A 12,294-nucleotide genomic window follows, 5' to 3' on the forward strand; every position below is an offset into this window, starting at 1 on the left:
GGGACCGCCCGCACCGGGCCCGAGACCTGGGCCCGCCCCCACCGGCCCCGCAAGCCGCACCCGGCCCGAGCCCCAGGCCCGCCCCACCCGGCCTCACCACCCCGAACCCCGCCCCCGTCGCCTCCGCCATGCCCCCCGAGGACGGCATCCCCTAAGGGTCGTCGTCCCGAAGAGGTAGGGCCGGACCGTCGCCTGGGTTGACGATCCGTGTGGCGGGCGCCACTACCGTCGAGGCGTGACCGTCATCCTGACCGAAAGCCTCAGCAAGCGGTTCCCGCGGGTGACCGCCCTGGACCGGCTGACCGTGGACATCGCGCCCGGTGTGACCGGCCTGGTGGGCGCCAACGGGGCCGGAAAATCCACCCTGATCAAGATCCTCCTTGGCCTCGCCCCGGCCACCGAGGGCACCGCGCACGTCCTCGGCATGGACGTCACCACCCACGGCGCCGCCATCCGCGAACGCGTCGGCTACATGCCCGAACACGACTGCCTGCCCCCGGATGTCTCCGCCACCGAATTCGTCGTCCACATGGCCCGCATGTCCGGCCTGCCGCCCACTGCGGCCCGCGAACGCACCGCGGACACCCTCCGCCACGTCGGCCTCTACGAGGAGCGATACCGCCCCATCGGCGGCTACTCGACCGGCATGAAACAGCGGGTCAAACTCGCCCAGGCCCTCGTCCACGACCCGGAGCTGGTCTTCCTCGACGAGCCGACCAACGGCCTAGACCCCGTCGGCCGGGACGACATGCTCGCCCTGATCCGCCGCGTCCACACCGACTTCGGCATCTCCGTCCTGGTGACCTCCCACCTCCTCGGAGAACTGGAACGCACCTGCGACCACGTCGTCGTCATCGACGGCGGGACGCTGCTGCGCTCCTCCGCCACCGACGAGTTCACCCGGGCCACCACCTCCCTCGTCGTCGAGGTCACCGACACCGACGAGCACCCCGACGGCACCGCGGCCCTCCACACCGCCCTCGCCGCCGCCGGAGCCACCGTCACCCGCGACGTCCCCGGCGCCGCCCCGGCCACCCCCGCCGGCCACCTCCTCCACATCGAGGCCACCGGCGCACCCAGTGGCGCGGACCCCCACGACCTCGTCCGAGACACGGTCGCGGCCCTCGGCCTCGGCCTCGTCCGCATGGAACCCCGCCGCCACCACATCGCCGAGGTCTTCCGCACCCCCGACACCGGAACCACCACGGCCACCGAGGCCACCACCGGAACCGCGGCCACCACCGAATCCGAGGCCACCACCAGCACCGGAACCCCGCTCGGCACCGGCCCCGAACCCGCAACCCCCACCCCGAAGGGAGGCGCCCCCGATGCCCGCTGACCGCACGTCACCGGTCCCCGCCGCCACGCCCGGCGACCACCGCCCCGGCCCCGACGCCCCCTACGGGCCGCACGCTCCCGACGTCATCCACAACATCGGCTACCGCCACTACGACGGCCCCCGCCTCGGCCGCGCCTACGCCCGCAGATCACTCTTCGTCCAGAGCCTGCGCGGCGCCTACGGACTCGGCCGCTCCGCCAAATCCAAGGTGCTGCCGATGCTCCTCCTCGGCGTCATGTGCCTGCCCGCCGGAATCATGGTCGCGGTCACCGTCGTCACGAAGGCCCACAGCCTCCCCCTCGACTACAGCCGCTACGCGATCTACCTCCAGGCCGTCATCGGCCTCTACCTCGCCGCCCAGGCACCCCAGTCCGTCTCCCGCGACCTGCGCTTCCGGTCCGTGCCGCTCTACTTCTCCCGCCCCATCGAGCGCGTCGACTACGTCACCGCGAAATTCGCCGCCCTCGCCGCCGCCCTCTTCCTCCTCACCGCCACCCCGCTGGTGATCCTCTACGCCGGGGCCCTCCTCGCGAAGCTGGACTTCGCCGACCAGACCAAGGGCCTCGCCCAGGGCCTGCTCACCGTCGCCCTCCTCTCCCTCCTCTTCGCCGGAATCGGCCTGGTCCTCGCCGCCGTCACCCCACGCCGCGGCTTCGGCGTCGCCGCCGTCATCGCCGCCCTCACCCTCCCCTACGGGGCCGTCAGTGCCCTCCAGGGCATCGCCTACGTCCAGGGCCACGAATCCGCCGTCGGCTGGCTCGGCCTCTTCTCCCCGATCACCCTGATCGACGGCGTCCAGGCCACCTTCCTCGGCGGCACCACCTCCTTCCCCCAGGCCCTGGCCCCCACCACCGCCGCGGGCGGCCTCTACCTCCTCGTCACCCTGGTGACCGTCGCCGCCTCGTTCGCCCTGCTCATGCGCCGCTACCGCAAGGCCGGCCTGTGACCCACGCCGTACGCCACGTCCACACCGCCACCCGCACCGACGAGGAGCCGCGCCCATGAGCACCGTCCGCATCGACCATGTCTCCCGCTGGTTCGGCAACGTCGTCGCCGTCAACGACATCACCATGACCATCGCCCCCGGCGTCACCGGTCTCCTCGGCCCCAACGGCGCCGGGAAATCCACCCTCATCAACATGATGGGCGGCTTCCTCGCCCCCTCCCACGGCACCGTCACCCTCGACGGCGACCCCGTCTGGCGCAACGCACGCAGCTACCGCCACCTCGGCATCGTCCCCGAACGCGAAGCCATGTACGACGTCCTCACCGGCCGCGAATTCGTCCTCGCCAACGCCGAACTCCACGGCCTCGGCCGCACCCAGGCCGCCGCCGCCCTCGCCACCGTCGACATGACGTACGCCCAGGACCGCAAGATCTCCACCTACAGCAAGGGCATGCGCCAACGCGTCAAAATGGCCTCCGCGCTCGTCCATGACCCCTCGGTCCTCCTGCTCGACGAACCGTTCAACGGCATGGACCCCCGCCAGCGCATGCACCTCATGGAACTCCTGCGCCACATGGGCGACGAGGGCCGCACCGTCCTCTTCTCCTCCCACATCCTCGAAGAGGTCGAACAACTCGCCACCCACATCGAGGTCGTCGTCGCCGGACGCCACGCCGCCTCCGGCGACTTCCGCAAGATCCGCCGCCTGATGACGGACCGCCCGCACCGCTACCTCGTCCGCTCCGACGACGACCGAGCCCTCGCCGCCGCCCTCATCGCCGACCCCTCCACCGCGGGCATCCAGGTCGACCACACCGAAGGCGCCCTCCACATCCAGGCCGTCGACTTCACCCGTTTCACCACCCTCCTGCCCCGCGTCGCCCACGACCGGGGCATCCGCCTCCTGACGGTCACCCCCTCCGACGAATCCCTGGAATCCGTCTTCTCCTACCTCGTCACGGCCTGACCTGGGCGGCCGCGGCCCGCGCCCGCCTCGGTCCGCGCCCCAGGAACCTCCGCCCGCCGCCCGCACCCGCACGGTGCACGGAGTACGGCAGCCCCGCTCACCACCCCCGCCCGACGCCGCCCGCCCCGGAAGGAACCCGCACATGTCCACCACCAGCCCACCCACCCCCGCGGCGGCCCCGCCCCCCGCCCTCTTCCACCCCACCGTCGCCCGCCTCACCTACCGCACCCTCCTCGGCAGCCGACGCGCCCTGATCCTCTTCGCCCTGCCCGCCCTCCTCCTCGTCATCGCCGTCGCCGTCCGCGCCCTCACCGGCGCCGACGACACCACCGCCAAGGAAATCCTCGGCGGCTTCGCCCTCGCCACCCTCGTCCCTCTGATCGGCGTCATCGCCGGAACCGGCGCCATCGGCCCGGAGATCGACGACGGCTCCGTCGTCTACCTCCTCGCCAAACCCGTCCGCCGCAGCACCATCGTCCTCACCAAACTCACCGTCGCCACCGGCGTCACCCTCGCCTTCTCCGCCGTCCCCGTCCTCGTCGCCGGATTCATCCTCAATGGCAACAGTCAGCAGATCGCCGTCGCCTACGCCACCGCCGCGGCCATCGCCTCCGTTGCCTACGCCGCCGTCTTCCTGCTCCTCGGCACGATCACCCGCCACGCCGTCGTCATCGGCCTGGTCTACGCCCTCGTCTGGGAATCCCTCTTCGGCAACCTCGTCCCCGGCGCCCGCACCCTCAGCATCCAGCAGTGGGCCCTCGCCCTCGGCGGCCGCCTTGCCCCCGACTCCACCCTCACCTCCGACGTCACCCTCCCCACCGCCGCCGTCCTCCTCATCGCCGTCACCACCGCCGCTACCTGGTACGCCACCCGCCGACTCCGCGCCCTCACCCTCGCCGGGGAGGAGTGACCGCCGTACGGCCGGGCGGGGCCGGAGCGCCGTCCCGCCGTACGGGCCGGGCCCCCGCCGATCGTTGTACGGAGCCGGAGCCGGAGCCGGACCCGGAGCCGGAGCCGGAGCCGGACCCGGAGCCGCGCGCACGAACCCGGACCTGGAGCCCGAGCCACAGCCCGAGCCGCGGTGCGGGGCACGGCACAGGGCCACCGCAGGGGAGACGCCCTCCCACCCGTACGGGCCCTCCGTAAGGTGACCGGGTGACACCCCCGACTCCTCCCGGGCCCACCACGGCACCGGTCGCCACCCCGCTGATCAGCACCGAGCCCCTGTCCCACCCCTGCCCCGCCGGCCCCGGCGCACCCGCCACCCTCCCGGTTCTTCTCTGGCGGGCCGGACCGGGCTGGCGCATGATCTCCAGCGCCGTCCTCGGCGGAGGCATCGGCGAACGCCACTGGTTCCTCAACGCCCAGGTCCCCCACGGCTACACCCGTCACGACCCACACCACCACCTCACCGACATAGCCGCCCTCGCCTTCAGCGGGCCTCCCGCACCCCCAACTCCCGCTACCATCACGGCTCCTGGCGATGCGCCCGCACCAGGCACCTACCCTCCGCCCACTCCTTCCACGGGAACGGGCCACCCGGACATTTCCCCTACGGGAACGGGGGGCTCGGGCATTCCTCCTGCGAGCGCAGGTCCCGTAGAGGCTCCCCGTACGGGCGCAGGCGCAGCGGAAGCCTTTCTCGCGATCCCGAGCCCAACGGCGCCTCCCCTCAAGGGCGCCACCTCCCCTACGGGCTCAGCCACGGACCACGCCCCCACCGCCCAGCCCGCGCCCCAACTCCCACCCGGCGTAGGGCTGATGACCGCCGCCGACATCCTCGCCACCGCCACCCACACCACGGACGAGGGCGTCGAAGCCCTGGTCACCGCCGGTGTCGGCGTCTCCGGCTGGGCCGCCGTCCCGCCCCCGCGCGCCGCACCCCACCCCGGCCCCGGCACGATCAACATCCTCGTCGCGCTCCCCGTGGCCCTCACCGACGCCGCCCTCGTCAACGCCGTCGCCACCGCCACCGAAGCCAAGGTCCAGGCACTCCGCGACAACGGCTACGACGCCTCCGGCACCCCGACCGACGCCGTCTGCATAGCCGCCCGCATCCCCAGGCCCGGCGCCCTCGCCGAACATTTCGCCGGTCCCCGCTCCCTCTGGGGCGCCCGCCTCGCCCGCGCCGTCCACCGCGCCACCCACGAAGCCGTCGCCCGCGACGCCCACCTCCGCGCCACCCCGCCGGACCCGTGCCCCTGACAGTTAGCCGCTTCGCACCCGTACGGGACACGCACCCGCACCCCTCCCCGTAAGGGACGCCCCCCAACGCACCCCGCCCGCAAGCGAACCGCCACCGCCCGCGCCCCCCAAACGCCAAGCGGGGCGGCGCTCCCCCCGGACACCGCCCCGCTCCCACTACGCCCCCCCTAGGCCTGGGAAACCCCAATCCGCCGATCCCGCCCGGCGCCCATCCCCAGCAGCGCCAGCCCCGCACACACCACCAGCATCAGTACCAGCGGCACACTCCAGCCATCGGTCACCTGATGCACCGCGCCCAGCGCCAACGGGCCGACCGCCGCCAGCAGATACCCACCGGTCTGCGCCATCCCCGACACCCGGGCCGCCGTATGCGCATCACCGGAACGCAGCACCATCATCGTCAGCGCCAGCCCCAGCGCACCACCCTGACCGAGCCCCAGCAGCACCGCCCACAGCCACGCCCCCGCGACCGGCGCCACCATCAGCCCCACGACACCGCACGCCATCAGCGCCGACACCATCACACCCAGCACCCGCTGCCGACGCATCCGCCCCGCCAGCAGCGGCACCACGAACGAACCCGCCATCTGCACCAACGTGCTGAACGCGAAGACCAGCCCCGCCTCACCCTTCCCCATGCCGTGATCCGTGAAGATCGTCGGCATCCACGCGATCGTCACGTACGCGATCAGCGACTGCGACCCCATGAACAGCGTCACCTGCCACGCCAGCGCCGACCGGCTCAACCGCGGCCCGTCCTCGACGCCGTGCGCCGGACGCGCGGCCGCCTCCCCGTGGTGCGTACCCCTACGGGACATCACCGCCTGCGGCACCCAGACCAGCGCCGCCACCCCCGCCAGCAACGCCCACGACACCAGCGACCCCTGCCAGCTGCCGAACGCCTCCTCCAACGGCACCGCGGTCGCCGCCGACACCGTCGCACCCAGGACCATCGCCGTCGTGTAGAGCCCCGTCATCCCGGCCGCCTTCTCCGGGAAGTCCCGCTTGATCAGGCCGGGCATCAACACGTTGAGCAGGGCTATCGCCGTCCCCACCACCGCGCACCCGGCGAACAGCGCCACGACCGGCGGCGCGACCCGCAGCACGATGCCCCCGCACAGCAGCACCAGCGCCCCGCACAGCACCGTCTCCGTACCCCACCGACGCGCCAGCTTCGGCGCGACGATTGAACCGAGCCCCATGAACACCAGCGGAATCACCGTCACCAGACTGCTCGCCGTCGCCGCCAGCCCGAAGTGGCCGCCGATCTCACCGAGCAGCGGCGACACCCCTGCCAGCGCCGCCCGCATGTTCAACGACGCCAGCACGATCCCGGCCAGCAACAACGCCGGATGCGCCCGCAACCGCCGCCGCGCCACGACGACCTGCGGCGCCGCCGCCAGATCCTCCTCGGCATCGATCAAAGGGGCCTCGATCAAAGGGGCCTCGGACAACCGGGCCTCGGACAACGGGGCCTCGGATCTGATCCCGGACATGCGTACACACCTCACCCATCGGAACTCGAAGAAAAGGGGGGACTGAGAAAGGGAGTTGAGGAATCGAAAAGGGGCCGGGCGGCAAGATGCCGACCAACGGAGTACGGCGAACGGTGGGGCGACGGGGCCCTAAGAAGGGGCCCTACGGAGGCAGACGCCAGCGGGGACGAAGCAGCCCCAGACGAACGCGGCGCCCGGAAGACAACGCCACGGAACCGGCGGCCGGTCCACCCGGCAGCCCGACGCTGATCAACGCCCCCGGGACCGCCCCCACCCGACCGGTACTGGGGAATACCACCTCACAGCCGGGGAACCACCCGCAGCCGCCCCCGCAGCCGCCCCCCCGTCACCGCCCGTCGAGCAGCGTCTCCAGAGCACGCTTCGGCTTGTCCAGCAGCACCCGGGTCGCCCGCTCCGCCGCCTCCGGGTCACCGGAGGCGATGGCCTCCATGACCGCGTGGTGATCGCCGTGCACGATCTTCGGAATCGCGTGGTCGTCCAACGCGCTGACCAGCGCCTCCCGCACGGAACTGCTGAACCAGCCGTACGTCGCCGTCAACGCGGTGTTGTGCGCCGCCTCCACCACGGCCCGGTGGAACGCGATGTCGTGATCCGCGTACAGCTCCAGGTTGCCGTGCGCGGGCTGCCCGTCCTCGTCCTCCAAATGGGCCTGCGCATCGAGCGCCGCCCGCATCCGCTCCAGGTCGGCGGGCTCATGGCGGACCGCCGCCAGCCGGGCGGCCTCCGCCTCCAGCGCGATCCGTACCTCCAGCACGTCCCGGATGCCGGCCCGCTGCACCCCACGCATGATCGCGCCCGGGTCGGCGGCGGACACCACGAACGTCCCCTCACCCTGCCGGGAACGCAGCATCCCGGCATGCACCAGTACCCGCACCGCCTCCCGCACGGTGTTACGCCCCACCTCAAGCTGCTCGGCAAGCGCGTGCTCGGTGGGAATCCGCTCCCCGACCTTCCACTCACCGGCGACGAGCTGGGCCCGCAACGCCTCGACGACCGTATCCACCAACGATCGCCGTCCCGCCGCCTGCAGCGCCATCCGCCCTCACGCATCCTTCCTGCCCGGTTGCCCAGTTATCCTACAACTCGTACGTTCACGCTACACGGAATGTTCGTGACGTGTGAATGCGGGGCCCGCTCGGGGACGGGCCGGGCGCGACGGAAGCGGCAGGGCGCCCCGAAGGTGATCGAGGAGGAGGCGGCAGGGTGGGAGGCGGCAGCAGCGCTTGCGCCGGATACTCAGGGTGCCTCACGGGCCCGGAGCGCGGACCTGCTCACCCGAGTCGGTGCCACCCTCGACACCCCACATCACTCTCTGTGATAATGACGCTCGGTAATTGGAACGATGCGAAGCCTGTACTCGTTCACGGAGAGTAATCGAAGCCGCGACGGACCACGCACCCCAGGGCAGGTACCCCGACCCGCCAGGGGCAGGCGTCCTGCTCCTGGCGGGAGGCACCGCGCTACAACCCCCCGTACAACCGCTCCAACACCACCGCGATCCCGTCGTCCTCGTTCGACGCGGTGACCTCGTCGGCCACGGCCTTGAGTTCGGGGTGGGCGTTGGCCATGGCGACGCCGTGGGCGGCCCAGGCGAACATGGTGAGGTCGTTGGGCATGTCGCCGAAGGCGATGGTGGAATCGGCCTTGGCGCCCAAGCGGCGGGCCGCCAGGGAGAGGCCGGTGACCTTGGTCAGGCCGAGGGGGAGGAGTTCGACGATGCCGGGTCCGGAGACCGTCACGCCGACGAGGTCGCCGGCGGTCACGCGGGCGACCTGCGCCAGCGCGTCGTCGTCCAGCGTCGAGTGCTGGATGTAGACCTTGTTGACCGGGGCGGTCCACAGGTCGGCGTGGTCCTCGATCGGGAGGGCCGGGAGCGGGCCCTCCTTGTAGCGGTAGCCGGGGCCGACCAGCACTTCGCCCTCGATGCCGTCGCGGCTGGCGGCCAGCCGCAGCGGGCCGGTCTCCGTCTCGATCTTGGCGATGGCGAGACCGGCGAGCTGGCGGTCGAGGGTCACGGAGGTCAGCAGGCGCCGCTCGCCCGCGTGGTAGACCTGCGACCCCTGCCCGCAGACGGCGATGCCCCGGTAATCGAGCCCTTCCAGTATGTGGTGGGTCCAGGGCACCGCGCGGCCGGTCACCACGATGTGGGCGGCACCGGCCGCGGTGGCCGTGGCGAGGGCCGCGCGGGTGCGGTCGGAGATCGTTCCGTCCTCCCGCAGCAGCGTCCCGTCGAGGTCCGTCGCGATGAGCTGGTAGGGCAGGGCGGGGGCCGGTCCGGGGGCGGTCACTTGGAGGTGGGCTCCAGGATCTCGCGGCCGCCCAGGTACGGGCGGAGCATCGCCGGGACGCGCACGGAGCCGTCGGCCTGCTGGTGGTTCTCGAAGATCGCGACGATGGTGCGGGGGACGGCGCAGAGCGTGCCGTTGAGCGTCGCGAGCGGCTGGACCTTCGGCTTGCCGTCGACGGTTTCGCGCATCCGGACGGAGAGCCGGCGGGCCTGGAACTCGTTGCAGTTCGAGGCGGAGGTCAGCTCGCGGTACTTGCCCTGGGTGGGGATCCACGCCTCGCAGTCGAACTTGCGCGAGGCGGAGGCGCCGAGGTCACCGGTGGCGACGTCGATGACCTGGAACGGCAGCTCCAGGCCGGTCAGCCACTGCTTCTCCCAGTCGAGGAGGCGCCGGTGCTCGTTCTCCGCGTCGTCCGGTGTGACGTACGAGAACATCTCGACCTTGTCGAACTGGTGGACGCGGAAGATGCCGCGGGTGTCCTTGCCGTAGGTGCCGGCCTCGCGGCGGAAGCAGGGCGAGAAGCCTGCGTAGCGCAGCGGGAGCTGGCTCGCTTCGAGGATCTCGTCCATGTGGTACGCGGCGAGGGGGACCTCGGAGGTGCCGACCAGGTAGTAGTCGTCCTTCTCCAGGTGGTAGACGTTCTCGGCGGCCTGGCCGAGGAAGCCGGTGCCCTCCATGGCGCGGGGGCGGACCAGCGCGGGGGTGAGCATCGGGGTGAATCCGGCGGCGGTGGCCTGGGCGATGGCCGCGTTGACCAGGGCCAGTTCCAGCAGGGCGCCGATGCCGGTGAGGTAGTAGAAGCGCGAGCCGGAGACCTTGGCGCCGCGTTCGACGTCGATGGCGCCGAGGAGTTCGCCGATCTCCAGGTGGTCCTTGGGCTCGAAGCCCTCGGTGGCGAAGTCGCGGATGGTGCCGTGGGTCTCCAGGACGGTGAAGTCCTCCTCGCCGCCGACGGGGACGTCGGGGTGGACGAGGTTGCCGAGCTGGCGGAGGAGGGTCTGGGCCTCTTCCTTGGCTTCGTCCTGGGCGGCGTCGGCGGCCTTGACGGCGGCGGAGAGTTCGCCGGCCTTCTTCAGCAGGACGGCCTTCTCGTCGCCGGTGGCCTTGGGGATCAGCTTGCCGAGCGCCTTCTGTTCGGCGCGCAGTTCGTCGAAGCGGACGCTGGACGACCTGCGCCGCTCGTCGGCGGAGAGAAGCGCGTCGACGAGTGCGACGTCCTCTCCACGGGCGCGCTGGGAGGCGCGCACACGGTCGGGGTCCTCACGGAGCAGGCGAAGGTCAATCACCCTCCCAGGCTACCGGGGCGGGCGGCGGGGCTCGACGCGATATTCCCGCGCATGTCGCAATGTCTGTTTTGGGCTGTTTATTCCGCGAGGGTGGATGGCCGTACGGAGCCTTCGGGCGGGGTGGTGAGGCGGGAATGGTGGAGGGAATTCGGTGGCATTCCCGCCAGGGAGGGCGGGGTGTCGTTTATGTCGCGAGTGGCGGTTTCCCGGGGGCGGTGCGGAGGGTCCCGGGGCGGCGTCCGTCGGGTGAGGTGCGTGCCGCGGGGTGGTGATTTCCGGGTCCGGGCTGTGGGGAAAAGGTGAGTTGTCCACAGGTGTGGGGGGTGTGGGCATTCTTATCCACAGGCTGTGTGTGAGATCTGTGGAACTCGGAACTTCACCCTCCGGGCGATGAATCACCTGCGGTGGATTGGGCTTCCAAGCCCCCTTCGCGCACTCTTTCGTGTGGCGTTACCTAGCCCTAAAGGGCTGATCACGGAAAAAGGGGTGACGCGGCGCGGGGCATGGCGGTGTGGGGCGGCGTGGCGGGATCTGGGATCGGTAGAGTGATTTGTCGATTCTGTCCGAATCCCGCGAGGACTTACCCACAGGCACCGAGGCGCGCCTGTGGATAACTCTGTGGATAGTCCACAGCGGGGTGGAACGCCCGTGGTGAGGGCGCCGGGCGGAGGCTCGTACGGCCTCCCGGCGCCGGCCGGAATCACCGATCCGGCCACCTCGCCCCCGTCAGGAATCCGCCCCTCAAGGGCGCCCGTCCTGGCAGCGGTTGAGCCAGTCGGCGGCGTCGGTGAAGGCGGCGTCGGTCATGTCGGGGCGGACGGTGGCCGGGACCTGGTCGGCGCGGGGGTACGAGCCGAGGAAGCGGACGCCGCGGCAGACCCGCTTGAGGCCCATCAGGACCTCGCCGACCCGCCGGTCGGTGATATGGCCCTCGCAGTCGACGGAGAAGCAGTACCGGCCGATGCCCTCGCCGGTCGGCCGGGATTCGATGCGCATCATGTTCACGCCACGGACCGCGTACTCCTGGAGGAGTTCGAGGAGCGCGCCGGGGTGGTCGGCGCGCAGCCACAGGACCAGCGAGGTCTTGTCGGCGCCGGTCGGCGCGGCGGGGCGGGCCGGGCGGCCGACGAGGACGAAGCGGGTGGCGGCGTTCTGCGCGTCGTGGATGTCGGTGACCAGTGGCTCCAGGCCGTAGGTGGCGGCGGCGAACTCACCGGCGAACGCGCCGTCGTAGCGGCCCTCCTGGACGAGGCGGGCGCCGTCGGCGTTGGAGGCGGCCGACTCCCAGGCGGTGTGCGGGAGTTGGGCGGCGAGCCACTTGCGGACCTGCGGCTGGGCGACGGGGTGGCCGGTGACGGTCTTGACGTCGGCGAGGGTGGTGCCGGGGCGGACCAGCAGCGCGAAGGCGATCGGCAGCAGCACCTCGCGGTAGATCATCAGGGGTTCACCGGAGGCGAGTTCGTCGAGGGTGGTGGTGACGCCGCCCTCGACGGAGTTCTCGATGGGGACGAGGGCGGCGGCCGCCTCGCCGCTGCGGACGGCGTCGAGGGCGGCGGGTACCGAGACCATCGGCTCCAGCTCGCGGGTGGCCGCCTCGGGGAGCGTGCGCAGCGCGGCTTCCGTGAAGGTGCCCGCCGGGCCGAGATAGGTGTAGCGACTGGCCGACATGCGGGTGTCTCCCTCGCGTTCTTGCGGGGGACGCCCCGCCGATCTCCCTGTGCCGTCACGATACCGAGCCCGCGGTGT

The 12,294-nt window shown here is 71.8% G+C and carries 10 protein-coding genes and 1 pseudogene; 6 read left to right on the forward strand and 5 right to left on the reverse strand.

What is annotated here, in order from left to right:
• Window positions 1-235 precede the first annotated feature (235 nt).
• From OG422_RS15735 to OG422_RS15760, 6 genes and pseudogenes are all read left to right on the forward strand, one after another.
• Window positions 236-1,339, forward strand: coding sequence for an ABC transporter ATP-binding protein (locus tag OG422_RS15735; RefSeq protein WP_405743404.1), 1,104 nt, complete (start codon window positions 236-238; stop codon window positions 1,337-1,339).
• Window positions 1,329-2,285, forward strand: coding sequence for an ABC transporter permease subunit (locus OG422_RS15740; RefSeq protein WP_143944844.1), 957 nt, complete (start codon window positions 1,329-1,331; stop codon window positions 2,283-2,285). The genes OG422_RS15735 and OG422_RS15740 overlap by 11 nt, the downstream gene beginning before the upstream one ends.
• Window positions 2,286-2,340: 55 nt before the next feature.
• Window positions 2,341-3,252: an ABC transporter ATP-binding protein gene (locus OG422_RS15745; protein ID WP_143944845.1), complete on the forward strand. Its 912-nt coding sequence runs from the start codon at window positions 2,341-2,343 to the stop codon at window positions 3,250-3,252.
• A gap of 142 nt (window positions 3,253-3,394) precedes the next feature.
• Complete coding sequence (locus OG422_RS15750) at window positions 3,395-4,162, forward strand: ABC transporter permease (RefSeq protein ID WP_405743405.1); 768 nt, start codon at window positions 3,395-3,397, stop codon at window positions 4,160-4,162.
• Window positions 4,163-4,476: 314 nt separating this feature from the next.
• Window positions 4,477-4,695 (forward strand): annotated as a pseudogene (locus tag OG422_RS15755) (adenosylcobinamide amidohydrolase); the annotation flags it as partial.
• A gap of 132 nt (window positions 4,696-4,827) precedes the next feature.
• Complete coding sequence (locus OG422_RS15760; RefSeq protein ID WP_405747815.1) at window positions 4,828-5,457, forward strand: adenosylcobinamide amidohydrolase; 630 nt, start codon at window positions 4,828-4,830, stop codon at window positions 5,455-5,457.
• Between the two features lie 167 nt (window positions 5,458-5,624).
• On the opposite strand, the gene OG422_RS15765 is transcribed toward OG422_RS15760, so the two are convergent.
• The 5 genes from OG422_RS15765 to pheA all read right to left on the reverse strand — a co-directional run bounded on the left by OG422_RS15765 (window position 5,625) and on the right by pheA (window position 12,216).
• Window positions 5,625-6,953, reverse strand: coding sequence for a CynX/NimT family MFS transporter (locus tag OG422_RS15765; protein WP_405743406.1), 1,329 nt, complete (start codon window positions 6,951-6,953; stop codon window positions 5,625-5,627).
• Window positions 6,954-7,299: 346 nt separating this feature from the next.
• Window positions 7,300-8,010 carry a FadR/GntR family transcriptional regulator gene (locus tag OG422_RS15770; protein ID WP_143944850.1) on the reverse strand — a complete coding sequence of 237 codons (711 nt, stop codon included), beginning with the start codon at window positions 8,008-8,010 and terminating at the stop codon, window positions 7,300-7,302.
• A gap of 424 nt (window positions 8,011-8,434) precedes the next feature.
• Window positions 8,435-9,262, reverse strand: coding sequence for an HAD family hydrolase (locus OG422_RS15775; protein WP_405743407.1), 828 nt, complete (start codon window positions 9,260-9,262; stop codon window positions 8,435-8,437).
• Window positions 9,259-10,548, reverse strand: coding sequence for a serine--tRNA ligase (gene serS, locus OG422_RS15780; protein WP_143944908.1), 1,290 nt, complete (start codon window positions 10,546-10,548; stop codon window positions 9,259-9,261). Before serS ends, OG422_RS15775 begins: the two co-directional genes overlap by 4 nt.
• A 741-nt stretch (window positions 10,549-11,289) precedes the next feature.
• Window positions 11,290-12,216, reverse strand: a complete 927-nt coding sequence (pheA, locus tag OG422_RS15785) for a prephenate dehydratase (protein ID WP_405743408.1) — start codon at window positions 12,214-12,216, stop codon at window positions 11,290-11,292.
• Window positions 12,217-12,294: the final 78 nt, after the last annotated feature.

The sequence above is a fragment of the Streptomyces sp. NBC_01525 genome, assembly GCF_045040405.1.
Lineage (GTDB): Bacteria > Actinomycetota > Actinomycetes > Streptomycetales > Streptomycetaceae > Streptomyces > Streptomyces benahoarensis.

What these genes read in the sequence shown, in the direction of transcription:
- OG422_RS15740 (WP_143944844.1), top strand. Translation starts at nt 1,329, where the DNA reads ATGCCCGCTGACCGCACGTCACCGGTCCCCGCCGCCACGCCCGGCGAC.
- OG422_RS15745 (WP_143944845.1), top strand. Translation starts at nt 2,341, where the DNA reads ATGAGCACCGTCCGCATCGACCATGTCTCCCGCTGGTTCGGCAACGTC.
- OG422_RS15750 (WP_405743405.1), top strand. Translation starts at nt 3,395, where the DNA reads ATGTCCACCACCAGCCCACCCACCCCCGCGGCGGCCCCGCCCCCCGCC.
- OG422_RS15765 (WP_405743406.1), bottom strand. Translation starts at nt 6,953, where the DNA reads ATGTCCGGGATCAGATCCGAGGCCCCGTTGTCCGAGGCCCGGTTGTCC.
- OG422_RS15770 (WP_143944850.1), bottom strand. Translation starts at nt 8,010, where the DNA reads ATGGCGCTGCAGGCGGCGGGACGGCGATCGTTGGTGGATACGGTCGTC.
- pheA (WP_405743408.1), bottom strand. Translation starts at nt 12,216, where the DNA reads ATGTCGGCCAGTCGCTACACCTATCTCGGCCCGGCGGGCACCTTCACG.